24 protein-coding genes, 1 tRNA gene and 1 pseudogene are annotated in these 23,829 nt (G+C 70.6%); 12 read left to right on the top strand and 14 right to left on the bottom strand.

The window, feature by feature from the left end:
* Positions 1–12: 12 nt before the first annotated feature.
* Both EXE50_RS05525 and EXE50_RS05520 read right to left on the bottom strand, forming a co-directional pair.
* Positions 13–1,341: an MFS transporter gene (locus tag EXE50_RS05525; RefSeq protein WP_137704557.1), complete on the bottom strand. Its 1,329-nt coding sequence runs from the start codon at positions 1,339–1,341 to the stop codon at positions 13–15.
* 98 nt (positions 1,342–1,439) lie between these two features.
* Positions 1,440–2,633 (bottom strand): MFS transporter, encoded by a 1,194-nt coding sequence (locus tag EXE50_RS05520; RefSeq protein ID WP_137704556.1) that lies wholly within the window; start codon positions 2,631–2,633, stop codon positions 1,440–1,442.
* Between the two features lie 164 nt (positions 2,634–2,797).
* Here EXE50_RS05520 and EXE50_RS05515 point away from each other — a divergent pair, with 164 nt between their 5' ends.
* A complete protein-coding gene (locus EXE50_RS05515) occupies positions 2,798–4,000 on the top strand; it encodes an acyl-CoA dehydrogenase family protein (RefSeq protein WP_137704555.1) in 1,203 nt (400 codons plus the stop codon).
* Positions 4,001–4,100: 100 nt separating this feature from the next.
* Here EXE50_RS05515 and EXE50_RS05510 read toward each other — a convergent pair whose 3' ends face one another.
* The 6 genes from EXE50_RS05510 to EXE50_RS05490 form a co-directional block, all read right to left on the bottom strand.
* The gene (locus EXE50_RS05510; RefSeq protein WP_137704554.1) at positions 4,101–6,368 is read right to left on the bottom strand and encodes a TRAP transporter fused permease subunit; all 2,268 of its coding nucleotides are present in this window, start codon (positions 6,366–6,368) and stop codon (positions 4,101–4,103) included.
* Positions 6,369–6,421: 53 nt separating this feature from the next.
* Positions 6,422–7,447: a TAXI family TRAP transporter solute-binding subunit gene (locus tag EXE50_RS05505; protein WP_137704698.1), complete on the bottom strand. Its 1,026-nt coding sequence runs from the start codon at positions 7,445–7,447 to the stop codon at positions 6,422–6,424.
* Between the two features lie 190 nt (positions 7,448–7,637).
* Positions 7,638–9,152, bottom strand: coding sequence for an acetyl-CoA hydrolase/transferase C-terminal domain-containing protein (locus EXE50_RS05500; protein ID WP_137704553.1), 1,515 nt, complete (start codon positions 9,150–9,152; stop codon positions 7,638–7,640).
* Positions 9,149–9,727: a MaoC family dehydratase gene (locus EXE50_RS05495; RefSeq protein ID WP_137704552.1), complete on the bottom strand. Its 579-nt coding sequence runs from the start codon at positions 9,725–9,727 to the stop codon at positions 9,149–9,151. The genes EXE50_RS05500 and EXE50_RS05495 overlap by 4 nt, the downstream gene beginning before the upstream one ends.
* Before the next feature lie 91 nt (positions 9,728–9,818).
* Positions 9,819–9,947 (bottom strand): hypothetical protein, encoded by a 129-nt coding sequence (locus EXE50_RS17850; protein WP_255510283.1) that lies wholly within the window; start codon positions 9,945–9,947, stop codon positions 9,819–9,821.
* Between the two features lie 89 nt (positions 9,948–10,036).
* Positions 10,037–10,108: transfer RNA gene (locus EXE50_RS05490), tRNA-Ala, on the bottom strand.
* A 258-nt stretch (positions 10,109–10,366) separates the two neighbouring features.
* On the opposite strand from EXE50_RS05490, the gene EXE50_RS05485 reads away from it, so the two are divergent.
* The 3 genes from EXE50_RS05485 (at position 10,367) to EXE50_RS05475 (ending at position 13,260) form a co-directional block, all read left to right on the top strand.
* Positions 10,367–11,125, top strand: a complete 759-nt coding sequence (locus EXE50_RS05485) for a DUF120 domain-containing protein (protein ID WP_053772432.1) — start codon at positions 10,367–10,369, stop codon at positions 11,123–11,125.
* Entirely contained in the window at positions 11,125–11,853 is a 729-nt protein-coding gene (ribB, locus tag EXE50_RS05480; RefSeq protein WP_137704551.1) for a 3,4-dihydroxy-2-butanone-4-phosphate synthase, read from the top strand. The genes EXE50_RS05485 and ribB overlap by 1 nt, the downstream gene beginning before the upstream one ends.
* Before the next feature lie 477 nt (positions 11,854–12,330).
* Entirely contained in the window at positions 12,331–13,260 is a 930-nt protein-coding gene (locus tag EXE50_RS05475; protein WP_053772430.1) for a branched-chain amino acid transaminase, read from the top strand.
* Between the two features lie 51 nt (positions 13,261–13,311).
* Here EXE50_RS05475 and EXE50_RS05470 read toward each other — a convergent pair whose 3' ends face one another.
* Together EXE50_RS05470 and EXE50_RS05465 are read right to left on the bottom strand one after the other, a co-directional pair.
* Complete coding sequence (locus EXE50_RS05470) at positions 13,312–14,025, bottom strand: DUF502 domain-containing protein (RefSeq protein ID WP_053772429.1); 714 nt, start codon at positions 14,023–14,025, stop codon at positions 13,312–13,314.
* Positions 14,026–14,106: 81 nt separating this feature from the next.
* Positions 14,107–14,946 carry a proline dehydrogenase family protein gene (locus EXE50_RS05465; RefSeq protein WP_137704550.1) on the bottom strand — a complete coding sequence of 280 codons (840 nt, stop codon included), beginning with the start codon at positions 14,944–14,946 and terminating at the stop codon, positions 14,107–14,109.
* A 104-nt stretch (positions 14,947–15,050) separates the two neighbouring features.
* Here EXE50_RS05465 and EXE50_RS05460 point away from each other — a divergent pair, with 104 nt between their 5' ends.
* The 5 genes from EXE50_RS05460 (at position 15,051) to EXE50_RS05445 (ending at position 19,524) form a co-directional block, all read left to right on the top strand.
* The gene (locus tag EXE50_RS05460; protein WP_053772427.1) at positions 15,051–15,593 is read left to right on the top strand and encodes a CDP-2,3-bis-(O-geranylgeranyl)-sn-glycerol synthase; all 543 of its coding nucleotides are present in this window, start codon (positions 15,051–15,053) and stop codon (positions 15,591–15,593) included.
* 170 nt (positions 15,594–15,763) lie between these two features.
* The gene (locus EXE50_RS05455; protein ID WP_053772426.1) at positions 15,764–15,946 is read left to right on the top strand and encodes an HVO_0416 family zinc finger protein; all 183 of its coding nucleotides are present in this window, start codon (positions 15,764–15,766) and stop codon (positions 15,944–15,946) included.
* An 86-nt stretch (positions 15,947–16,032) separates the two neighbouring features.
* Positions 16,033–16,191: a hypothetical protein gene (locus EXE50_RS17340; protein WP_167551915.1), complete on the top strand. Its 159-nt coding sequence runs from the start codon at positions 16,033–16,035 to the stop codon at positions 16,189–16,191.
* Positions 16,192–16,297: 106 nt separating this feature from the next.
* Complete coding sequence (locus EXE50_RS05450; RefSeq protein ID WP_053772425.1) at positions 16,298–18,142, top strand: UvrD-helicase domain-containing protein; 1,845 nt, start codon at positions 16,298–16,300, stop codon at positions 18,140–18,142.
* Positions 18,139–19,524, top strand: a complete 1,386-nt coding sequence (locus EXE50_RS05445; protein WP_137704549.1) for a Xaa-Pro peptidase family protein — start codon at positions 18,139–18,141, stop codon at positions 19,522–19,524. The genes EXE50_RS05450 and EXE50_RS05445 overlap by 4 nt, the downstream gene beginning before the upstream one ends.
* An 11-nt stretch (positions 19,525–19,535) precedes the next feature.
* Here EXE50_RS05445 and EXE50_RS05440 read toward each other — a convergent pair whose 3' ends face one another.
* Entirely contained in the window at positions 19,536–19,856 is a 321-nt protein-coding gene (locus tag EXE50_RS05440) for a hypothetical protein (protein WP_053772423.1), read from the bottom strand.
* Positions 19,857–20,015: 159 nt separating this feature from the next.
* Here EXE50_RS05440 and EXE50_RS05435 point away from each other — a divergent pair, with 159 nt between their 5' ends.
* Positions 20,016–20,648 carry a riboflavin synthase gene (locus tag EXE50_RS05435; protein WP_053772422.1) on the top strand — a complete coding sequence of 211 codons (633 nt, stop codon included), beginning with the start codon at positions 20,016–20,018 and terminating at the stop codon, positions 20,646–20,648.
* A gap of 28 nt (positions 20,649–20,676) precedes the next feature.
* Here the strand turns inward: EXE50_RS05435 and EXE50_RS05430 are convergent, their stop codons facing one another.
* Positions 20,677–21,375, bottom strand: a complete 699-nt coding sequence (locus tag EXE50_RS05430) for a phosphoglycerol geranylgeranyltransferase (RefSeq protein WP_053772421.1) — start codon at positions 21,373–21,375, stop codon at positions 20,677–20,679.
* A gap of 69 nt (positions 21,376–21,444) precedes the next feature.
* Positions 21,445–22,524, bottom strand: a complete 1,080-nt coding sequence (locus tag EXE50_RS05425) for a tubulin/FtsZ family protein (RefSeq protein WP_137704548.1) — start codon at positions 22,522–22,524, stop codon at positions 21,445–21,447.
* 74 nt (positions 22,525–22,598) lie between these two features.
* On the opposite strand from EXE50_RS05425, the gene EXE50_RS05420 reads away from it, so the two are divergent.
* Together EXE50_RS05420 and EXE50_RS05415 are read left to right on the top strand one after the other, a co-directional pair.
* Positions 22,599–23,201, top strand: a complete 603-nt coding sequence (locus EXE50_RS05420; protein WP_137704547.1) for a DUF1515 domain-containing protein — start codon at positions 22,599–22,601, stop codon at positions 23,199–23,201.
* A 7-nt stretch (positions 23,202–23,208) separates the two neighbouring features.
* Positions 23,209–23,670 carry a hypothetical protein gene (locus EXE50_RS05415; protein ID WP_053772418.1) on the top strand — a complete coding sequence of 154 codons (462 nt, stop codon included), beginning with the start codon at positions 23,209–23,211 and terminating at the stop codon, positions 23,668–23,670.
* A gap of 44 nt (positions 23,671–23,714) precedes the next feature.
* Here the strand turns inward: EXE50_RS05415 and EXE50_RS05410 are convergent.
* Positions 23,715–23,829, bottom strand: a pseudogene (locus tag EXE50_RS05410) (IS6 family transposase); the annotation flags it as partial.

The following is a 23,829-nucleotide window of genomic DNA, read 5'->3' as shown; positions in this document are numbered from 1 at the left end:
CGGCGCACCGGATCAGTCCCGGCGCGTCGCGAACCGGGTTACGGCGGTCGCCGCCAGCGCGCCGAGCCCCGCGATGACCGCCAGGACGACGAACAGCTCCCGGGGCCCGGCGCGGGTGAGGACCGTCCCGGCCAGCGTGGAGCCGAGCGCGCCGATCCCGAAGATCCCGACGTACGTGTAGCCGAACGAGAGGCCGCGCGCCTCGCTCGGCGAGTAGGCCGCGACCGTCGCCTGCGAGAGCGGCTGGACCGTGAACAGCGCGACGCCGAGGGCGAGCGACACCGCGACGAAGGTGGCGACCGCGCCGGTCGCCGGGACGAAGAGCAGCGCGAGCGCCGACAGGACGGCCATCACCGCGACGAGGCCCCGCTCCGGCGGGACGCGGTCGGCGATCCGGCCGCCGAGGTACTGGCCGAGCACCCCGACCGTGAGCACCGCCACGTAGAGGTACCGGCCCACGTCGAACTGGTCGGCGTAGGGGCTCTCGGGGTCGACGATCGGGAGGTCGACGAGGCCGCCCAGCACGTCGCCGAGGAGGTCCGGGAGGAACGTGAGGAACGTGCGGTAGTAGAGCCCGCTGAACGTGACGAACGCGAACACGATCAGGAAGCCGCCGGCGATCAGGAGCCGCGTGTCCGTCGCGATCGACGACAGCGAGACCTCGCCTTTGGTCCCGCCGGACGAGTCGCTCGACTCGCCGTCCGGGTCCTCCCCGTCCGGGCCCCTCACGTCCGGGTCCCCCACGTCCGGATCAACCCCGTCCGGATCCTTCTCGTCTTTGGACGGAAGCGCCGCGTCCACGTCGACGGTGATCCCGTACGCCGCGACGGCGAGCGCGGGCAGCGCGAGCGTCGCCGTGACCAGCCGCCAGTCGAACGCCAACAGCAGGAGCGCGGTCGCCAGGGGGCCGAGCGCGATGCCGAGGTTGCCGCCGATCCCGTGGTAGCCGAGCGCGGTCCCGCGCTGCTCGACCGCCTTCGAGAGCAGCGACAGCCCCGCGGGGTGGTAGACGCTAGCGGTGAGCCCCCAGATCGCGATGGCCGCCGTGAGGACGGGGAGCGTCGGCGCGACGCTCACGAGCAGGAACGACCCGGCCATCCCGAAGAGGCAGGCGAGGATGAGCGGCTTCGATCCGAACCGGTCGACCAGGATGCCGCCCGGTAGCGCCCCGACGCCGAACAGCCCGTAGCCGAGCGTGACGACGACGCCGAGCGCGGCGGCGGTCGTCGAGAACCTCCCGACCCACACCGTCAGCAGGATCGGGATCGACAGCTCGTAGGTGTGGACGAGCCCGTGCGACCCCGCGGTGAATCCGACGATCCGGCGCTCGGCGGCGTCCATGTCGGCCGACGGTTCGGCGGGTCGGCTGATAACGTCGGGGGTAGCCGCCGCGGTTGCCGAGAGTCGGGCGCGCCGGCCGGGGGACGGCGTCGCGGTCGCTACTCCGCCATCGCCGTCTCGCCGACCGGCGGCTCGGCGCGGATGACGGCGACGACGAGGACGGCGGCGACGACACAGATCCCGGCGAGCAGCGTCCAGCTCGCGCGGTACGTGGCGGTGTCCGCGAGGTAGCCGAACGCGGGCGGGGCGAACAGCGCCCCGGAGGTCAAGGCGACCTGACAGCCGGCGGTCGCGCTCCCCATCTGGTCGGCCGGGACGAGCGTCGCCATCACGGAGTAGTAGACTCCCGTGAAGCCGAGGACGAAGAAGCCGAGCGCGGCGAACGCGACCGCGGCGGTCGCCTCCGTTGAGGTCCGGGCGACGACGAGGAACAGCCCCGCGCTCGCGAGCGTCTGGACGAGCAGGATGCCGCCGATCCGGACCTGCGGGTCGCCGGGGAGCCGGTCGGAGAGCCACCCGCCGAGGAGCCGCCCGCCGCTGCCGAATAGCTGGACGACCGCCAGCACGGTGCCCGCGAACGCGACCGACGCGCCGACGGACTCCTCGACGTAGAGGACGGTGTACCCCGTGGTCGTGAACAGCGCCGCGCCGAGGAACAGCCCGGCGACGATGAGCAGGACGTACGGCCGGTTTCCCGCCAAACCGCGGAGGTCCGGACGGCTCGCCGCCCCGCCGCCGGCGCCGCGGTAGAGGACCCCGAAGACGAGCGCGACGAGGAAGCCGAACCCCGCGGCGGTCAGGAAGCCGGCCTGCCAGAAGAGGTACCCGGCGAGCCCGGTGACGAGCAGCGCGCTGATCCCGCTGCCGCCGGTGACGCCGACCTGCTTGATCCCCATCGCGGTGTTCTGTCGGCCGGGCTGGACGCTGTCGTATATCGCCTTGTTCGTGCCCGGCATCGCGACGCTGTAGACGGAGCCGAGCAGGAAGACGGCGACGAGGAGGAGGGCGTAGGAGGGCGCGCCGGCGACGAAGACCATCCCCGCGGCGAGGCCGACGAGGCCGAGCGAGAGGGTCTTCCGCTCGCCGACGCGGTCGGTTATCGCCCCCACCGGCAGCAGGAACAGCGCGTACCCGAGCGTCAGCGTCGTGACGACGAGGCCGACCTGAAGCCGGGAGAGCCCGAACTCGTCGCGGAAGAACGTCGTCGCGGCGAAGACGGTGTAGTAACAGACGCTCGCGGACACCTGCCACAGCGTCACCAGGGAGACGGTGCGCCAGTAGGAGCGGTCCATTCACCGCCCGCCACCACGTCCCGGTTCATAAGCGGTGCCGTCGCGGCAACCCGACGGCGCGACGACCCAGCGGAGCGACCGCTTCGGGCACCTCGGAGCGCTCGTTCGGCGGCGCGAACTGCCCGGTCACGAATCCTTATGAGCCGCGGCCGGGAAGTGATCTCATGACGCAGGACTGGCGGGACTCGGTCGAACTCACCGAGCAGCAGTCGCTCGTGCGGCGCAGCGTCCGGGACCTCTGCGCCGAGTTCGGCGACGAGTACTGGCGCGAGCGCGACCGGACGGCGACGTACCCCACGGAGTTCGTCGACGCGCTCGCCGACGACGGCTGGCTGGGCATGCTCGTGTCCGAGGAGTACGGCGGCGTCGGTATGTCGACGAGCGAGGCCGTGGTGATGATGGAAGAGATCGCTGCGAGCGGCGGCGGCTTCGCCGGCCCGCAGTCGATCCACGGCGGGATCTACAACTCCGTCCCGATCGTGAAGTACGCCGACGAGGAGCTGAAGGCGGACCTCCTGCCGCGCGTCGCCGACGGCGACGCCCGCATCCAGGCGTTCGGCCTCACCGAGCCGAACGCCGGCTCCGACTCGACGGCGATGGAGACCAGGGCCGAGCGGGACGGCGACGAGTACGTGGTCAACGGCGAGAAGGTGTGGATCTCGCGGGTCGAGGACAGCGACTACCTCCTCCTGATGGCGCGGACGACGCCCAGAGACGAGGTGGAGAAGCGCACCCGCGGCATCTCGATGATCCTCGTCGACCTCGAGGAGGCCTACGGGAACGGGCTGGAGATCGAGCGGATTCCGAAGACCGCGAGCCGCGCGGTCCACTCCTACCAGCTGTACTTCGACGACCTGCGCGTCCCCGCGCGGAACCTGATCGGCGAGGAAGGCGAGGGGTTCTACCAAGTCCTCGACGGGCTCAACGAGGAGCGGCTGGTGATCGCCGCCGAGTGCCTCGGACTCGGCGAGGTCGCCCTCGAACGCGGGATCGAGTACGCGAACGAGCGCGAGGTGTTCGGCAGCCCCATCGGCGCCAACCAGGCGGTCCAACACCCGCTCGCGGAGGCGTACGCCGACCTGCTCGCGGCCAAGAAGGTGATCTACAGCGCGGCCGACCGCCTCGACGACCTCGAACGCACCGCGGCGGGCGCGGAGGCGAACGTCGCGAAGTACCTCGCCGCCGAGGCGGCGTTCGAGGCGGCCGACGCCGCGGTCCAGACCCACGGCGGCTTCGGCGTCGCCCGCGAGTACGACGTGGAGCGCTACTTCCGCGAGGCCCGCCTGACGCGGCTCGTCCCCGTCACCCAGCAGCTCGCCTTGAACTACCTCGGCGAGCGCGTGCTCGGGCTGCCGCGGTCGTACTGAGCGACCGCTCGCGGCGCGGAGACGACGGTGAAGAAGGGAGCGGAGAGGGCGGAAGGAAAGCAGGACGACGGACGGCCGCGGAAGCGGGTCGCCGACCGGGTTACCGCTTCCGGCCGGAGATGATGCCCGCCGCGCCGCGCAGGGTCCCCAGCGGGTTCGGACGGCCGATGACCGTCTGGAGTCCGTACAGCGCGAGGACGGCCGCCAGGGCGCCGAACTGGACCATCTGCATCGGATGGACCATCGCCAGCACGCCGGCGACGAAGAAGGCGATCCGTAGCCCGTACGTCTGCCCGCGGCCGAACACGAACTTGTAGTTGATCCCGTGGATGATCGCGAGCGAGCCGAGCATCGCGAGCACGCCGGCGGACAGCGAGGCGTAGTTGAAGCTCCCGGAGACGAGTTCGGGGTGGTAAGCGAAGGCGAACGGGAGGACGAAAAGCGGCGCGGAGATGCGCAGCGCCTCTTTACAGCTCCCCCAGAAGCCGCCGCCGGAGATGCCGCAGGTGACCGCGACGCAGGTCGCGATGGGCGGCGTCAGCCCCGCCAAGATGGCGGCGTAGAACACGAAGAAGTGGCCCGCGAACTCGGGCACCGCGAACTGGTTGATCAGCGTCGGCGCGACGAGCAGCGCCACGACCGTGTACGCGGCGGTCGTCGGCATGCCGAGACCGAGGATAATACAGATGATCATCGCCAGCATGAACGCGACGATGGCGATGCCGCCCGACAGGTCGAGCAGCGTGAGCGAGATGGCGGTCGGGACGCCCGTCGCCATCAGGATGTCGACGACGCCGTTGATCGCCGCGAGGATGATCGTCACCGGCGCGACGACGATGACCCCCTCGCGGAAGCCGTCGATCGTCTGTTCGAGCGTCTCGACGAACGCCTCGCGGTTGCTCTCGCCGTCGAGGGCCGCCTGGATCTGCGGGACGCCGATCCCGAAGGCGATCATCGACAGCGCGGTGTACAGCGCCGCCGTCATCACCGTGTATTGGAGCACGCCCAGCACGTAGATCAAGATGACGAGCGGCACGCCGTACTTCACCGACTCCAAGACCATCGTCCGGCGGTCCATCTGATCGCTGATGAGGCCGTCCATCTCGGGGTCGTCGATCTGCGGGGCCGCCACGTAGTGGACGGCCATCGCGATGGAGACCACGAGGACGGCGGCGGGGATCAGCCCCGCGATGATGACGTCGACGTAGGTGACGCCGGTGATGAGCGACGCCATGATGAACGCCCCCGCGCCCATCACGGGCGGGAGCACCTGTCCGGCCGTCGACGCGACCGCCTCGATGCCGCCGGCGGTCTCCGGTTTGATCCCGTTCTCCTTCATCAGCGGGATGGTGAACGAGCCGGTCATCCCGGCGTTTGCGGTCTGACTCCCGTTGACGGAGCCGATGACCGCGCTCGCGATGACGGCCGTCTGGGCGATCCCGGAGTCGACGTACTTCGCCGAGCGGACCGCCAGCCGCAGGATGAGGTCGAACGCGCCGTACGCCTTCAGCAGGCCAGCGTACAGCAGGAACAACGCGATCCACGCGGCCACCAACCGGGTGAGGAAGCCGAAGAAGCCGTCGACGCTCACCACGAGGATCCGGAGGATGCGCGAGGGGCTCAGGCCGCCGTGGCTCAAGGCGCTGGGCATCTGCGGACCCGCCAGCCCGTAGCCGATGCCGATCAGCACGACCGCGAGGAAGGTGATCCCGAACGAGCGCCAGGTCAGGTAGATCATCGCGAGCGTGAACGCGAACGCCAGCATGATCTGCGCCTCCGTCGCGCGCCCGACCGTGTCGATCGCGACCTGCTGGTAGTTCAGGAAGAGGTAGCCGCTCGTTCCCAGGGTTATCAGCCCGGAGACGACGAGCAGCGCCGTTTCGATCCAGTTCCCCTCGATCAGCGGCTCGTCGAGCTCCGAGAGGACGTACAGCCCGAGGATGCCGCCGAGGAACGCGACCGCGTACTGCCCGCGGGGCATCTGCTGGGTGTACGAGTACCACATGACGATCATCCAGAACGGAATCGAGTAGCAGATGAGCGCCATCCGGAGCCGCTCTTCGATCCCGGAGCCGAGCCAGAGGATCGCCGCGGCCACGACGGCGACGCCGCCGACGCCGGCGATGCCGACCATCGTCGTCGACCCGTCTATCTCGGTGCCCAGCAGCGCGGGCGCGACGACGGTGGGGCCGAAGACGACGGCCACCCAGAGCGGCAGCGAGAGGAGGTACAGCCAGAGCTGTCTCCTGCCGCGGTCGCCGTCCGCGAGGTCGAGCGACTCCTCGTCGGCGAGCAGGCTGTCCTCCGCTACGTCGGGGTCAGTCGGCGGATCGGTCGGGTCGGGTGGTGTGTCGGGGTTAGTGGCCATCCGTCAAAGGGTGAAAGGGGGTGGTCAGGGTGGTTGTGCGCGCGTCGTCGGGGCTACTCGTCGCCGCGGCTCCAGGAGTCTTCCCAGACGTCGTTCTCCTCGAAGAAGTTCGCCACGCCGGCGTGGATGTCGATCTCCGGGATCACGGTCTGGGTCATCGCTTCGGGCGAGTACTCCAGCGTCGTCGGGTCGGACTCGCGGAGCGTCTCCTCGTGCTCGATGGCGAGCCGGCAGATCTCCTCGGTCGCGCGGGCCGGGATGTCGGGGCTGAACGCCCACTGGCCGGCGAGCGACCAGGTCGTCATCGTGTCGGTGTAGGCGGTGACGTCCTGCTCGTACCCGTACGGCTCGACCTCCTCAAGGATCGCGCCGGGGTGCTCCTCGATGACCGAGCGGAACTCGTCGTCGACCTCCAGCAGGTTCAGGCCGCCGCCGGAGCGGACGTCGACGTTCTGACACCAGCCGGAGAGGGCGACGCCGTTCGCGCCGTACAGACAGAGCGCGTCGACGCGACCCTCCTCGACGGCGCCGGGAATGTCGCCCGTGTCGAGGTTGAGGATCTCGTTCGGCTCCCACAAGCCGGCCTCCTTGAGGATCTCCTCGGTGAGCAGCCGCGTCCCGAAGCCGGGCTGGATCGGGTAGATCGTGTAGCCGCCCTCGCGGAGGTCGGCGACGGACTCAACGCTGTCATTGAGGCCGACCCAGTGGATCTGTAGCGAGGTGAACAGGAAGCCCTGGTTCGGCAGGGTGTCGACGGGGTCCTCCGCGAACGGCCCCTCCTCGTTGAGCGCCTTCGCCAGCGAGTTGTTGTCGACGCCCATCGCCGGGATGTCGCCGTTGTCGTAGGCGTATAGGTTCGCCGTCCAGCCCTGCGTCTCCTGAACGGAGATGTTCAGGAAGTCGCTGTGCTGGGAGGCGGCGCGGGCGAGCGCCTGTCCGGCCGCCTGCGTCGAGCTGCCGGTGGACGTGCCGCCGATGGTGACCGTCACGTCGCCGCCGCCGTCGCCGCCGTCACCGCCGTCGCCGCCGCCGGAACAGCCGGCGAGTCCGACGGCGCCCATCGCGGCCGCGCCCTTCACAACGTCACGTCGAGTCGTCTTGTCACTATCTACCATGTAGATCCGCCAATATCGTGGACCGCTAAAAGGGTATCGTCGCGCCCGAGAATTGACGGAAAGCGAGGGGATCGACCGGAAAACGAAACTACGGTCCGAGTAACAGTCCGGGTTTTTTCACTGCTTACGCGTTGGAAAAACAGATCTCGCACAGTTACGATTCAGTCGACTCCCACGAGAACGCCGAGGGCAGGTGATGGGGCGTGTTGCCGCCGCCCTCCGCCGCTCGCACGCGGTACGCCTCCAGGTCCTCGCGGAACGAGGGGTCGGCCACCGCGATCAGCTCCGCGGCGCGCTCCCGGGGCGACAAGCCGCGGAGGTCGGCGACGCCGTGCTCGGTGACGACCACGCTCGCGTCGTGTTCGGAGTGGTCGACGTGCGGCGTCAGCGGGACGACCCGCGAGACGTCGCCGCCGACCGCTGTGGAGGGGAGCGCGACGACGCCGAGCCGGCAGTTGCGGGCGAAGTCGCCGCCGCCGCCGATGCCGTTGACGACGCGGGTACCGCTGATGTGGGTAGCGTTGACGTTGCCGTACAGGTCGACCTCGACGGCGCTGTTGACGCCGACGACGCCGAACCGGTCGATGAGTTCCGGTGCGTTCGACACGTCGGCCGGGCGCAACACCACGTCCTCGGCGTAGCGCTCGACGTCCGCGAACAGCCGCTCTTGCCCCTCGCTCGACAGCGCGAGCGAGGTGGCGCTCGCGCCGCGGAGGTCGCCCGCGTCGAGCATGTCGAGGAGGCCGTCCTGGACGACCTCGCCGACGTACGCCACGTCTCGGTCGCCGAAGTCCACGTCCGCGAGCGCGCCCATCAGCGCGTTCCCGAGACTGCCGACGCCGAACTGGAGGTTCACGGCGTCGGCGAGCAGGGGATTGCGGTCGAGTTCGGCCTCCAGGAACCCGCCGAGGTTCGCCGCGATAGCCTCGTCGGTAGCGGAGACGTCCCGGAACTCGTAGGGGTCGTCCGGCCGGTCCGTCTCCACGACCGCAGCGAGCTTCTCGGAGTCGAACTCGACCGCCGGACTGCCGGTCTCGCCGAGGGGGTCGTCGAGCGGAATCGGCGCCCGGTTCGGCGGGTCGTCGCGGACGTGGACGTCGTGGACGCGGGCCAAGTCGATCGGCTGTGACCGGTTCACCTCGACGATCAGGCGGTCGGCAGCGCCCACGTACGCGGGCGTGTGGCCGATGGAGGTGGAGGGGACGAGCCAGTCGGGCCCGACCGCGACCGCCTCGACAACCGCTATCGTCTCGCCGCGCATCCCCGCGCGGAGACCGCCGAACCGCACCTCGTCGGCGAGCCGAGAGATGTGGCGGTCGTGGAAGGCGAGCCGGCCCTCGTTGGCCGCCTCGCGGGAGGTCTCGTTCGGGACGAACGGGTAGCGCCGAGCCATGTCGCCGGACTCGACCAGGTCGCGATCGATCTCGTCGCCGACGCCGCCGCCGGAGACCACCGTCAGCTCGCGCTCGCCGTCGGCCGCCGCCAGCGCCTCGGGGACCAGCTTCGGGTAGCCGACGCCGCCGAAGCCGGAGACGAGCAGCGTCGCGGTCTCGGGGACGAGCGCGGCCGCCTCCTCCGGGGCGGCGAACGGCAAGTCGCCGCCGAGCCGTGTCGCCGGGACCGGGTCGTCAATTGTGGGCGCCGCGGGGCCGGAGGGCGCGGGCGTCACTCCAGGTCCTCCGGCTGGGTGCCGATCCCCTCCGGCCACCCCGTCGGCTGCGCCGCGCTCGGCTGCGCGTGCGACCGCTTGAGCACCATCGGCGTGCGCTCTAAGGAGAGCACCAGCTCGTCGTCCTGGTTGTACGTCCGCAGCTCCGTGGTGACGATGCCGACGTGGTCGCGCGAGGAGGACTCGCGCTTCTCTATCACCTCGGACTCGGCGAACAGCGTGTCGCCGTGGAAGACGGGCGCGTGGTGGCGGATCTCGTCGTACCCGAGGTTCGCGGTCGCGTTCGCCGACACGTCGATGACGCTCATCCCGACCGCCAGCGCGATGACGAAGGTGCCGTCGACGAGGCGCTCGCCGAACTCCGTCTTGGCGGCGTACGCCTCGTTGAAGTGCATCGGGTTGAGGTTCATCGAGAGGTTGGTGAACCAGACGTTGTCGGTCTCGGTCACCGTCCGCCCGTAGGGGTGTTTGTACACGTCACCCACCGCGAAGTCCTCGTAGTAGCGTCCCTCCCAGCCGCCGACCAGCCGGCGATCCGTCTCCTCGCCGTCGTGTGCGTCGCTGTCGCGTGCCATACCGCTCCCGACAACGAACGACTAAAAGAGGATTGCGCTCGCGGCCCCGTCCGCCGGATCGGTCGCGCCGCCGGAACCGGCCGCACCGGCGTTACAGCGACGACGTGTACAGCAGCAGGCCGACGGAGATGACGGTGACGAGCAGGATCCACCCGACCATGATGATCCCCATCTGCCGGTGCGTGAGGTTCGTTCCCTCGAGTATCTCGGAGACGCCCATACGCCGACGGATTCGCCGAGAGTATTTAGTCGCTTTCAACGGACGAGGTGGACTCACGGGCCTACGAGCGAACGGAGTGAGCGCGGGAGTGGACTCGCGGGGATTTGAACCCCGGGCCTCTTCCTTGCGAAGGAAGCGATCTGCCACTGATCTACGAGCCCTCACGACGAAGCAATCGCCGTTCGTATTTGTACCTTACCTTTCGCCGACCGGCACGCGAGAGGGTCCCACCCGTCGACCGAACGGATTCGGCCGGTGCGGCCGACACCCGCGAACCCGGCCGGCACCGACGGGGTTACGTACCGCGAGCGCGAATTCGCTGACACGACGCGGATTCTCGCCGCCGGCAACCAATTAACGTTTTTGAGACGCATCCCATATTCGTTACTCTTTTGCCCGCGGGCGACCGAACGTTCGGTATGTCAGACGCGACGGCGACCGACGCGGCGGCCGACGTGGATCCGGCCGCGCTCGCGGCCCTCAAACACGTCGGGCTGGTCGGCGGCCTCTCCGAGACGAAGGTGTCGTGCGCGGCGCTGGGCGACCAACTCGACGCCTCCACGCAGACCGCCTCCCGGCGCCTCCAGACGCTCGAATCCGCGGGCTACGTGGAGCGCGACGTGGTCAGCGACGGGCAGTGGGTCCGCGTGACGGACGCGGGCGAGGCCGCGCTCCGCGCGGAGTACGCCGACTACCGCCGGCTGTTCGAGTCGGACGTCGAGCTCTCGCTCCGCGGCGCGGTCACCGGCGGGATGGGCGAGGGACGCCACTACATCACCCTGCCGGGCTACGCCGAGCAGTTCCGCGAGCGGCTCGGCTACGACCCGTTCCCGGGGACGCTCAACGTGAACCTCACGGAGGAGAGCGTCCGCCGCCGCGGCGAGATGGCGAGCATCGACGCCGTGCCGATCGACGCGTGGGAGGGCGAGGACCGCACCTACGGCGCCGCCACCTGCTACGGCGTCACCCTCGTCGCGGACGGCGAGCACTACGAGGAGGTCCACGCCATCGTTCCCGACCGGACCCACCACGACGACGACCAGCTCGAACTGATCGCGCCGGACCGGCTGCGCGACGCGCTCGACCTCGAAGACGGCGACAGCGTGGAGGTCCGCGTCGAGCCCGCGAGCCGCGCCGACGAGCCCGGGTCGGCCGCGGTCGAGACGGAGGTCGCCTGATGCGCGCCGACGTCGACGCCGACCCGGACGCCGCGGGGGCCGACGCCGGCGAGGCCGCCGATGGGACGGACCCCGTCGAGCGCGCGCTCGACGCCTTCCGCGCCGGCGACCCGGTCTGCGTCCACGACTTCGCGGACCGCGAGGGGGAGACGGACATCGTCTACCCCGCGGGCGCGGTCGACGAGGCCGCGGTCGCGCACATGCGTAACGACGCCGGCGGCCTGATCTGCGTGGCCGTGAGCGACGCGGTCGGCGACGCGTTCGACCTGCCGTTCCTCGCGGACGCGCTCGACCACCCCGCGGTCGACGACGACCCCGACTACGACAACCGCTCCTCGTTCTCGCTCCCCGTGAACCACCGGGAGACGTTCACGGGGATCACGGACGCGGACCGCGCGAAGACCATCGTCGAGGTGGCGGACGCGGCCGCGCGCGTCCGCGACGACCCGACCGCGTACGGGCCCGAGGAGTTCGCCGCCGAGTTCCGCGCGCCCGGCCACGTCCACGTCCTGCGCGGCGACCGCGACGGCCTCGACGGGCGGACCGGTCACACCGAACTCGGCCTCGCGATGGCCGAGGCCGTCGGCGCCGCGCCCGCCGCCGTGGTCTGCGAGATGCTCGACGACGAGACCGGCGACGCGCTCGCGCCCGCGGACGCCGCCGCCTACGCGGCTCGCCGCGACATCCCCTACGTCGAGGGCGCGGCGCTCGTCGAGGCGCTGAAGTAATCGACCGTCGTTTACTGTCGGCGCGCGCCTGCGAGCGGCCGCCCCCGGCGACCGCTCGCCAGCGCGTGCGAGGGACGCGGCGACCGGAGCGAAGCGGAGGGAGCCGCGAGGCTGGGGAGGCGTGAGGCGCTGTGCGGAGCCGCGCGGGACTCAAACGGGCAGTCACGAGGGCGGCGCAGGCGTTCACGAGAGCTTCGCTCTCGTGAGCCAATCAGAACGCGGAGCGTTCTGATGACGACGCAAGCACTGGAAGGACGAACGAAGTGAGCGACTGAAGCGCACAGCGAGCGTGCGCCGTCCTCGCGACTGAGGCTTTGGAAGTGTTCGTCGTCGATCCGCAGTCTATTATCTATAGGTGAACGGCTGGGGCTTCGGAGATGTTCGCCGTCGATTTCTCAGAGAACTCCGAACGCGATTTCTCGCGACAGCCCTGACCGGTTGTCACAGTTTTAAGCCCGCCGACCGCAACCACGAACCATGGGATTCGATGAGATGGACGTCGACACGATCTGGAAGAACGGGGAGTTCCTCGACTGGGAGGACGCGACGACCCACGTTCTGACGCACGCGCTCCACTACGGGAGCGGCGTGTTCGAGGGCGTCCGCTGTTACGACACCGAGCGGGGGCCGGCCATCTTCCGGTGGGACGAACACCTCGACCGGCTGTTCGACTCCGCGAAGATGTACGACATGGACATCGAGCACTCCCGCGAGGAGATAACCGAGGCGACCCTCGAACTGCTCGACCGACAGGACCTGGAGTCCTGTTACATCCGGCCGATCGCCTACTACGGCTACGACTCGCTCGGCGTCTCGCCGAAGGACTGCCCGACCGACCTCGTCCTCGCGGCGTGGCCGTGGGGCGCCTACCTCGGCGAGGAGGCGCTCGAGGACGGCGTCGACGTGATGGTCTCCTCGTGGCGGAAACACGCGTCCTCGCAGGTGCCGACGAACGTGAAGACGACCGGCCTCTACGTCAACTCCATGCTGGCGGGCGAGGAGGCGCGCCGGAACGGCTACGTCGAGGCCATCGTACTCAACAAGGAGGGCAACGTCGCGGAAGGGCCCGGCGAGAACGTCTTCATGGTGAACGACGGCGAAATATACACCACCGGGCCCGCCCAGTCCATCCTCGAAGGGATCACCCGCGACACCGTGATCGCCCTCGCCGAGGAGCGCGGCTACGAGGTCCACGACGAGGCCGTCATCTCGCGGGGGCAGCTGTACACCGCCGACGAGCTGTTCTTCACGGGATCCGCCGCGGAGGTCACCCCGATCCGCTCGGTCGACGACACGGAGATCGGCGCGGGCACCCGCGGCCCGGTGACCGAGGAGCTCCAGAGCGCCTTCTTCGACCTGGTCGAGCGCCGGACGGACGACCACGACGAGTGGTTCACGTACCTGTAAGCCGCGCGACCCCGTCTCGGTAGACCGGTCACTCACCGGAACGCGGACCGTCTACTCGCCGGAACCACCGCCGTCGGCCGCCGACCCCTCACCGTCGCTCGGGGTGCCGTCGGTCCGGACGTGACCGTAGCCGCCGGGAGCGCCCGCCCCGTCCCCCTCCTCGGGGGGCTCCTCGTGGACGGGAACCTGATGGGCCGACTCCGCGAACCCGGCCGAGAGGACGCGCGTCATCCCCTCCTCGACCGTCTCGCCGGTCTCCTCGATCCGCTCCGGCTCGACCTCGATGACGAAGCCGGTGGTGATGTTCGGCGCGGTCGGCATGAACAAGACGATCTTGCCGTCGCGGGTCTTCTTGCCCGTCCGGAAGGCCGTCATCCGGATCCCCGGCCACGTCTCGATGTACACCGGGCTCTGGAGCTCGTCCGTGCCGGAGATCGCCGTCTCGATCGCGAGCTTCGAGGCGTTGTACACCACCCGCAGCGCAGGGATCCGGTTTATCGCGTCGTCCACCGCCGACTCCGCCAGCCGCCCGAGCGTGGTCCGCATGAAGTAGCCGACCGCGAGGACGACGGTCGCGAACACCGCGAACGCGATCACCACGCGGGAGACGGGCTCGAGCGGCGCCGGGATGACCGCGGGCTGGAGCCCCTCGATCAGCGGGATCGACGCGATGTACTGGTAGATCCAGCGGAGGACCAAGAGGAGGACGAGGAGCGGCGCCAGCACGATGAGCCCGCTGGCGAAGTCGCGTTTCCACGTGGACATCTATCGGATCGGTATGTGTCGGCAATCCTTAAGAGGGCTTCCACGCGGCGGCGGCCTCGGGCCGGTCGGCGGTCGCCTCGCCTATCTCCCCAGCACCGCCCGCGCCGCGAACGTCAGGTTCTCCTTGCGCTCGCGGACGCGGCGGTAGAAGTACGAGAGCCACTTGCCGCCGTACGGGGCGTACTGGTACACGTCGATTCCCTGTGCGACGAGGTCCCGCTGCGCGTCCTCGCGGACCCCCATCAGCATCTGGACCTCGTAGTCGGCGCCGCCCTCGCGCGCGAGCCGGTCGGCGAGCGAGATCATCTCGGGGTCGTGGCTCCCGACCGCGATCCCGCGGTCGCGGCGCTCGAAGAGGAACCGGAGGTCGTCGCGGTACGCCTCGTCGACGCGCGCCTTGTCGGTGTACGCGATCGACGACGGCTCGTCGTAGGCCCCCTTCACGAGCCGGATCTTGCCGGGGACGTCGACGAGGCGGTCGAGGTCGTCCGCGGTCCGCTTGAGGTTCGACTGGATACACTGGCCGACACTCCACGGGTAGTCGGCCGCGATGGACTCGAAGGCGTCGAGGGTGGCGTCGGTGGTGTCGGCGTCCTCCATGTCGCACCAGACGAACGCGCCGAGCTCGTCGGCGCGGGCGACGATCTCGCGGTAGCGCTCCTCGAACAGGTCCGCCGACACGTCCATGCCGATCTGGGAGGGCTTCACCGAGACGCAGGCGTCGAGGCCGCTGTCGGCGATGTCGTCGAGGAGCTGGAGGTAGGCGTCGGCGTCCGCGCGGGCGTCCGCGGGGTCGTCGTAGTGCTCGCCGAGCAGGTTCAGGATGACCGCGACGCCGTCCTCGTTCGCCGCCCGAGCGTGGTCGAGGGCGGACGGGACGCTCTCGCCGGCGACGAACCGACTGGCGATGGGGGGAATCATACGAACAGTTCCGGTCGGGGCGAACTTTACCTTTGTCGACCCGGCGGCGACGACCGCAAGCCCGATCCGGGGTTTATAAAACGCCGCGCGCCGGCGGTGAGGACATGATCGGTACGCTCGTTGCGACCGCGTTCTGGGCGATGCTCCCGGCGTACGTCCCGAACAACGCCGCGGTGCTGGCCGGCGGGGGCCGCCCCGTCGACGGCGGCCGCGAGTGGCGCGGCGCGCGGCTGCTCGGCGACGGGAAGACGTGGCGCGGGACCGCGGTGGGGACCCTCGTCGGCGTGCTGCTCGCGCTCGCGCTCAACCGCCTCGCCGACCCGGCGAGCGCCGCGCTCGGCGCCGATCTGCCGACGTTCGCGCTCCCGGCGGCGTTCGCGCTCGCGTTCGGCGCGATGTGCGGCGACATCGGCGCCTCCTTCCTCAAGCGACGGTCCGGGCGCGAGCGCGGCGCCGCGTTCCCCGGGCTCGACCAGTTGGACTTCGTCGTCGGCGCGCTGGTCCTCGCCTTCGCCGTCGACACCGACTGGGCGCTCGCGGTGTTCACGCCGCGCGTCCTCGCGGTCGTCCTCGTGATGACCCCCGTCCTCCACGTCGTCACGAACGTCGGGGCGTACGCGCTCGGCGTCAAGGACGAGCCGTGGTGAACGCGACGGGAATCTCCTCGCGCGGCGAAATCCCATCCCGCGACGACCGGCGCGCGCCGAAGTTCCGCAATTGCGCTTCTGTTCGGAAAAGTTGATCGAGCGGTCGCGTAATTCGCAGCGACGAGAACGGTAGAAAGATATATATGCTGGTGTGACATACAGTGTCACGCATGTCCAGTAGTGCACCCAGCTCGGACGACGACGTGTTCGACGAGTTCCTCTCGGATCACGGCCACGAGACAGAGATCGTAAGCTGGGAGCGATCCTATAACAAGCTCCAGTGTCCCGAGTGCGGTGCGCTCCACGAGGAAGGAACGGCGCGGTGTTCGGTCTGCGACTGGCGGCCGAACTGACTCCCGCGGCACCGCCGCGGTGCGGGGATTTTCTTTCCGTCACACTCCCCGGTAGTATTATGAGGAATTACTCGATAGTGACTACCATGCCGACCTGTCAGAACTGCGGTTCGTTCGTCACGACAGATTACGTTCGGGTGTTCACCCCGAACGAGGTCGATCGGCCCCGCGTCTGTCCGGCCTGCGAGGACCTGGTCCGCGACGGCGCCGACGTCCGCGAGGCCCGCGCGACGCGGAGCAGCTGACGGCCGACCGGCCGGCGAGGCGCCCGTCCGCCGCGGCCGGGCCGAAGCCCGGGGCGACGACCGCCGAGCCACGGCGTTTAAGGAGAGTCGGAATCTGGGTGTACCAATGACTGATACCACGGTGACGCGGCTGTTCGGGGGTCCCGGGAGCGGGAAGACGACCGCGCTCCTGGACCGCGTCGAGGCGATTCTCGACGAGGAGGGGGCCGACGTGCGCGACGTGCTCGTCGTCTCGTACACGCGCGCGGCGGCGGCGGAGATCCGCGAGCGGCTCGCCGAGCGGCTCGGCGTCTCCCCGCGCAGCCTCCAGGGGAACGTCAGCACGATGCACGCGAAGGCGTACGAGCTGCTGGACCTCTCGCGCGGCGACGTGGTCGGCGAGGACGACAAGGAGGCGTTCTGCGAGGAGTACGGCATCGAGTTCGAGGACCAGCACGGCGGCGCCGGCCGCCGGACCGCGCGGTCGACGACCATCGGCAACAAGATCATCGCCACCTCGCAGTGGCTCCAGCGCACCGAGCGCGACGTGGCCGACTGGTACGACGTGCCCTTCCAGTGGAACGTCGAGGAGGTCCGGCTCCCGCCCGAGGAGGACCCGAACGCCCAGCAGGGGAACAAGTACACGCCGACGTGGCCCTCCGACGACGACCGGATCGACATCCCCGAGACGATCCGGGCGTGGCGCGCGTACAAGGGCGACAACGACCTCGTCGGCTTCGCCGACATGCTCGAACGGGTCGCGCAGCGCTCGCTGGTCCCCAGCGTCGACTACCTGATCATCGACGAGTTCCAGGACATCACGACGCTCCAGTACAACGTCTTCGAGGAGTGGCGCCCGCACATGGAGACGGTGCTCATCGCCGGCGACGACGACCAGGTCGTCTACGCGTGGCAGGGAGCCGACCCCGACCTCCTCCTCGACACCGAGGTCGACGAGGATGTGGTCCTGCCGAACTCCTACCGGCTCCCCTCGGAGATTCTCAACGTCGTCAACGCCGAGATCCGCCACATCGACAAGCGGCAGGAGAAGGACCTCCACCCGCGCACGGAGGGCGGCACCGTCGAGGCGATCGAGTCGCCCTCGATGATCGAGCTCGTCCGGAACGTCCGGTACACCGTCGAAGACGACGAGGGCGACATCATGTGCCTGTTCCGGGCGCGCTACCAGATGTTCGACTTCATCGACGAGTTCATCGACCACGGCATCCCGTTCACGATGCTCACCGACGGGCGCATGTGGACCGATCGGGTCCGGGACTACGTGAGCGCCATCGAGAAGGCCGAGGCGGACGAGCCCGTCACCGGTCTGGAGGCGCGGCGGCTCGCGGACATGCTTCAGGAGTCGGCGTTCGGTACCCACGACCGCGAGGAGTTCTACGACTTCCTCGACGACCGCGAGGAGGCGGCCGACGCCGACGACGTCGCCGAGATCGAGGTCGCCGCCGACACGCTGAACGAGTACATCCCCTTCATGCCGGACACCGCGAGCGCGGACGACATGGTCCGGAAGGTGACGAGCTTCCAGCGCAAGTCGATGGGCGCGTACTTCGACGGCGACTACCGGGGCACCGACCCGACCCGCGTCCGCGTCGGCACCATCCACTCGGCGAAGGGTCGCGAGGCCGACCACGTGTTCGTCGCCACCGACCTCACGGAGAAGGTGGTCGAGCAGATGGCGGCCTCCATCGACGACCCGACCGACGTCGACGGCGTCGAGGAGTTCACGAAGTCGACGAGCCCCGTGCCGGTCCTCACCGACAACGAGCGCCGCGTCTTCTACGTCGGGATGTCCCGCGCCCGCGAGCGGCTTGTGATCATGGAGAGCCTCATCAGCGGCGCGCCGACGCTCCCGATCAGCGTCCTCCTCTTCAACGAGCTCCGCGACGAGCCGGCCCAGGAGCTCGTCGACGAGGTCCAGGCGGAGCTGGCAGTCCCCGAGCCCGAGCCGTGAGCGGGGACGACGCGGCGCCGGGAGACGGCGAGGGGGGACCCCGCCCGCTGCGGACCGACCTCCGGCCCGTCGTTGAGGCGGTCCGCGAGGCGGACGCGGCGGCGTTCGTCGCCGTCGGCGACCGCTCCGACGACGACCTCCGGTACCTGACGCGCTTTTCCGGCCCGGACCGTCCGTACGCGCTGGTCGTCGCGCCGGGCGGCGGGACGACGAGCGACGGCGGCGCCCGCGACCGCGCGGTCCTCTGTGCCCCCGCGCTGTTCTGCGAGCAGGCGGAGCGGGAGTTCGTCGCGGGCGCTCGCGCGCCGGGCGGGGTGGCCGCTGCCGACGCCGAGGAGCGGTTCCACGACGGGGTCGCTCGCGAGGTTCGGACCGAGGCCGTCGGCGGCCACGCCGGCGAGCGCGCGGCCGCGGTCGTGGAGGACCTCGTCGACGGCGCGGGCGCGGCGGCCGAGGGCGCCGACCCGACCGTCCTCGCGCCCGCCTCGATCCCGCACGACGCGGCGGTGTACCTGGAACGCGCGGGGGTCGACCTGGCCTCGACGGACGCGGTCGCGGACGCGCGGGCGCGAAAGACGCCGGCCGAAGTCGACCGACTACGGCGCGTCCAGCGCGCGGCGGTCGCCGGGATGGCCCGCGCCGAGGCGGTCCTCGCCGAGAGCGAAGTCGACGGCGGTGGGAGCGACAGCGACAGGGGCGGCGGCGAGGAGGCGGAGACGGACCGCCGTCCCCCGCTCCGCTGGAAGGGCGAGCCCCTCACGACGGAGCGGCTCCGTCGGGAGGTGAACGCGGTCCTCGCCGCGCGCGGCGTCCGCGACGCCGGCAACACGGTGATCGGCGCCGGCCCCTCCGCGGCCGACCTCCACTGCGTCGGCGACGACCCGATCCGGCCCGGCGAGACGGTGCTGCTCGACGTCTCGCCGCGGGGCCCGGACGGGTACTACGGCGACGTGACCCGGACGTTCGTCGTCGACGGCGACGGCGGCTGGGAGCGCCGCGCGTACGTCGCGGTCGAGGCCGCCCGCGCGGCCGCACTCGACGAGATCGAGCCCGGAGTTCCGGCGAAGACCGTCCACGGCGAGGCGGCCGCGGAGCTGGCCGCGTACGGCTTCGACCCGAACGCGGGCGAGGGCGAGGCTGGCTTCACCCACGGCACCGGCCACGGCGTCGGCGTGAGCCTCCACGAGGGGCCGTCGCTGTCCGGCGCGGGTGAGCTACGGCCGGGACACGCGGTGACCGTCGAGCCGGGCGTCTACGACCCCGACATCGGCGGGGTCAGGCTGGAGGACCTGATCGTCGTCACCGACGACGGGTACGAGATACTGGCCGAGTACCCGTTCGGTATCGTGCCGGAGGAGCGGTCGGACGCGGACGACGTCTGAAGGCCAGCGAGCTACCGCCCCGTCGCGTCGTCGCCGTCGACCGCGCCGGCGTCCGTCGACCCGGACTCGTCGTCGCCCGCTCGACCCGAAGCCGTCCCGTCGGGATCGCCGCGAAGTTGGCGCGGCAGCAGCCCGGACAAGAGCCTGCGGGCGATCCGCGCGGGGTCGAGGAAGTACTGCGGGAGGACGACCATCGCGGCGGCGACGACGAGCAGCCCGGCACCGAGCGCGGTCTCGCCGGCGGCCAGCCGGATGACGGCGTAGTTGGCGAGCGGCAGCGCGAAGACGAGCGAGGCCGCCAGCCCGATCATGTCCAGCAGTCCCAGTCGCATTGCGACCCCGTTGATCCCCGGGGGGCAAAAGGGACGCGGCGCGGCCTCGCGAGCGCCCTCGGCGTCCAGGTGCGCCGCGCGGTCGCGGAGCCGGTCCGGTCGCGCGGCGCGACCGCGCGGACCCAGAACCGATATCCGTCGGCCGTCCCCAGTTCCGGTATGTTCACCGGCATCGTCGAGGGCACCGGCGCGGTCCGGTCGCGGACCGAGACCGACGACGGACTGCGGCTGCGGATCGGCGTCGACGGGTTCGACGACCTCCATCACGGCCAGTCGATCAGCGTGAGCGGCGTCTGCCTGACCGTCGAGGAGTACGCGACCGGCGGCGCGGCCGAGGCAGGGGGCGACGAGCCCGACTGGTTCGAGGTGTTCCTCGCGAGCGAGACGGTCGCGAAGACGTACCTCGGCGACGTGCGCAAGGGCGACGCGGTCAACGTCGAGCGCGCGATGCCCGCGGACGGGCGGTTCGACGGGCACGTCGTCCAGGGCCACGTGGACACGGTCGCCGAGGTCCGGGGGATCGAGCGCGTCGGCGAGGACTGGCGGTTCACCTTCGCGATCCCCGAGGGGCACGGCGACTACCTCGTCGACAAGGGCTCCGTGACGCTCGACGGCATCTCGCTGACGGTCGCCGAGAAGCGCGGCGACGAGTTCGACGTCGCGATCATCCCGACGACGTACGACCTCACCACGCTCTCTGAGAAGTCGGTCGGCGACCCGGTCCACTTGGAGGTGGACGTGATCGCGAAGTACGTCGAGAACATGCTGGACGGGTACGCGGGAGCGGACTGAGCGGGAACTGACTGCGCTGTTGACCGTTTCAGGCGTCCTTCGCGCCCTTCACCGTCTCGCGGACGGCGTCGACGCCCTCGTCGTGGAGCAGGTCGCCGACGACGATCACGTCGCTGTGGGCGGCCATCTCGTTGGCCGACTCGTAGTCGTGGATGCCGCCGCCGTAGAAGAGGGTGGCGTCGTCCAAGGCGTCGTGGGCGGCCGCGACCTTCTCCGTGTCGCCGAAGGTGCCCGAGTACTCGACGTAGACGATCTCCTGGCCGAACATGCGCTCCGCGATCTTCGCGTACGCCTCCACGTCGTCCGCGGCGAGGTCGCAGTCGGCCTCCGTCAGCTGGGCGACAGACGCCTCGGGGTTCAGCACGATGTACGCCTCGGTGTGGGTCCGGCTCCAGTCGAGGTCGTCGATGCGCACCCACTCCTTGTGGGCGCCCGTGATCCAGAAGGGACCGCCCGCGTTGAACACGGTGGGGATCAGGTAGCCGTCGAGCGACGGGGAGTCGATCACCACGCCCGGGTTCGACGGCTCCTGGTACAGCGGCACGTCGTACTCGGCGGCGGCGTCGACGACGCGCGTCATCTTCTCCGCGGTGACGTCGAGGGTCCCGCCGATCTCGATCGCGTCCGTCCCGGTCCGACACACGTCCTCGAAGGTTTCGCCCGGGCGGAGGTCCTTGTCGGGGTCGACCTTCAGCACGTGGTCCCAGTCGTCCCACGGGTTAGTCATCGGGCGAAACTCCACCGGGCGTGACCAAAAAGGTGCGGAACCTGTCTCGCGGGGGAGAGAGCGCCGAGCCTACAGCAGATCGTCGATCTCGTCGTTCTCGAACGCGGCCGCCGGGTCGGGGCGCTCCTCGCGCTCGTCGCGGACCGCCTGCCTGGCGCGCTCCAAGAACGCCTCGACGCGCTGGGAGCGCTCGACGCCCGCGAGGAGGACCAAGGCGGCGATCCGGTCGGAGTCGAGCGGAAAGTCGCCGCCGCGGACCTGCATCGACCCCGTCTCCTCCTGAAGCCACTTCCGGGCCTTCTCCGCGCCCTTCCGCGAGATCCGGTCCGGGTCGCCGGCGACCGCGACGAGGGCGGCGTCGGCGTCGGTCGCGTTCGGCAGCGAGAGCCCCGTCATCACCGCGCTGCGGACCGCGCTGGTCACCGTGGTGACGTTCTCCTGCGGGTCCTCGGCCGCGGGCGCCGACGCGAAGCCGACCGCGGCCATCCCGCCCGCGCGGAGCGTGTTGATCACCTCGCTCGTGTCGACGACGGACTCGCCGACGCCCTCGACCGCCTCGCCGGCGGCGAGGATGAGGCCGATCCGCTTCGCCATCGAGGCGTTGATCGCCTCGTAGCCGCCCTCGACTGACTCGCCCGCGGAGCGCCACGCGTCGTTGTCGAGCAGGATCGTCGCGTCCGCCTCGCGGACCAGGGTCTTCAGCGACCGCCCGGCGTTCACCTGGTACATCGTCCCCTCGTCGCGGCCGGGGAGGACGCCGATGGCGTAGACGGGCACGTCGTACACGCGGTTCAGTTCGCGGACGAGGACCGGCGCGCCGCCGGAGCCGGTGCCGCCGCCGAGACCGGCGACGACGAACACCGCCTCGGCCTCCGCGGTGACCTTCGGGGCGAGCGCGTCGAGCACCTCGACGGCGTCCTCGTCCATCACTTCGGCGCCCAGTTCGTTGTCGCCGCCGACGCCGTGACCGTTGACGCGCGACTGCCCGACGAGGACCGTTTCGAGCGGGAGGGGGTCGAGGTCGGCCGCGGCGGTGTTGACGGCGAGCGCGTCGAGGACCGCGCCGTAGCCGGCGTCGGCGTCGAACTCGGCGATGGCGGTCGCCAGCTTCCCGCCGGCCTGTCCGACACCGAGGAGGACTGCTTTCATGCGAGAACATTCCACTTCCCGCGACAATACCCTTTCCCCGAGGTTTAAGAGTGGAGCCGCGGGCAACGGGCCGCATGACCGATCACGCACGCGGGACCGAGCCGCCGAGAGCGGAGACGGAGGCGGAGAGGGCGACGCCGACGGACGCGGACGGTCCGAGCGACCGGATCGAGTCCCGGCTCCGCGCCGTCGAGCGCGCGGTGACCGGAGGCGACGCGCGGCCAGTGGACGCCGCCGGGGAGGCGCGGGCGACGGCCGAGCGCGAGCGCCTCGAATCGCAGCTCGACGACCTGGAGGAGCGCGTCGCGGAGTTGGAGGCCGCGACGCAAGCCGTCCGCGGCTACGCGGGAGCGGTCAGGGCGGTCAACGACGAGGTCGAGCGGCGGGCCGACCTGGCGCTGGCGCGGGCGACCGAAGCGAGCCGAGGGGCCGACCGGGACGGCGACCGCGACGACGGGCTCGGCCGAGCGACCGACGCCGGCCCCGACGACGGGGCGGTCCCGTCGGAGAGCGCCCTCGACGCCGCCCTGCCGGACGACGGGCCGGCGTCCGGCCCCCGTACCGGCGGCGGCGGGAGCGTCGGGGGCGACAGGAGCGACGAGGGCGGCGGGGGCGCGAGCGACGACGGCGGCGCGTGGGCCACGGACGCGCTGGACCGGCTCCGGGAGTCGCTGTGAGCGCGCCGTGATCCGCGTGGTCCTCACCGTCCTCGTGGCGGTCGCGCTGCTGGCGGCGTCGATGCCCGCGGTCGAGACGGCGCGGACCGCGACGACGGCGGAGCGGCTCGGCGCCGAGACGGACCGGCTGGAGCGAGCGATCGGCGGCGTCGTCAGCGAGTCGGCCCCCGTGGGCGATCCGGCGATGGCGGCGGGGACGACGGTCCTCGTCCGCGTGCCGACGGGCTTCGCCGCGGCCGAGACGGACGGCGTCGCGCTCGTCGAGTCGGCGGAGGGGCCGGGCGGCGTCGCGCTCGCGTACCGGATCGACGGCGGACCGAGGCGCACGCTCCGCGTCGGAACTGGTCCCGCGGAGACGGCCGTCGACCTCGTCGGCGGCCCGGTCGAACTCCGACCGGGACCCAACCGGGTCCGGATCCGGTACGTCGACGACGGGGGACCGACGGTCCGGATCGGTCGCATCGGCTGAAGCGGGTCGGGAGCGGAGGGGAGGCGAGTGAGCGTCGTGTTAACTTAAGCATGATTCCACCAGACGGCGTGGGCTTGCAACCACGTTTCCGCGGTCGGTGGATCGACGTGGCTAAAACAGTTTGAAAACGAAGAGGTTCGTCGTTCTACTTCTCGAAAG

It is taken from the genome of Halorubrum sp. ARQ200, assembly GCF_005435115.1.
Lineage (GTDB): Archaea > Halobacteriota > Halobacteria > Halobacteriales > Haloferacaceae > Halorubrum > Halorubrum tropicale.
This window is presented reverse-complemented; position numbering and strand designations above follow the sequence as displayed.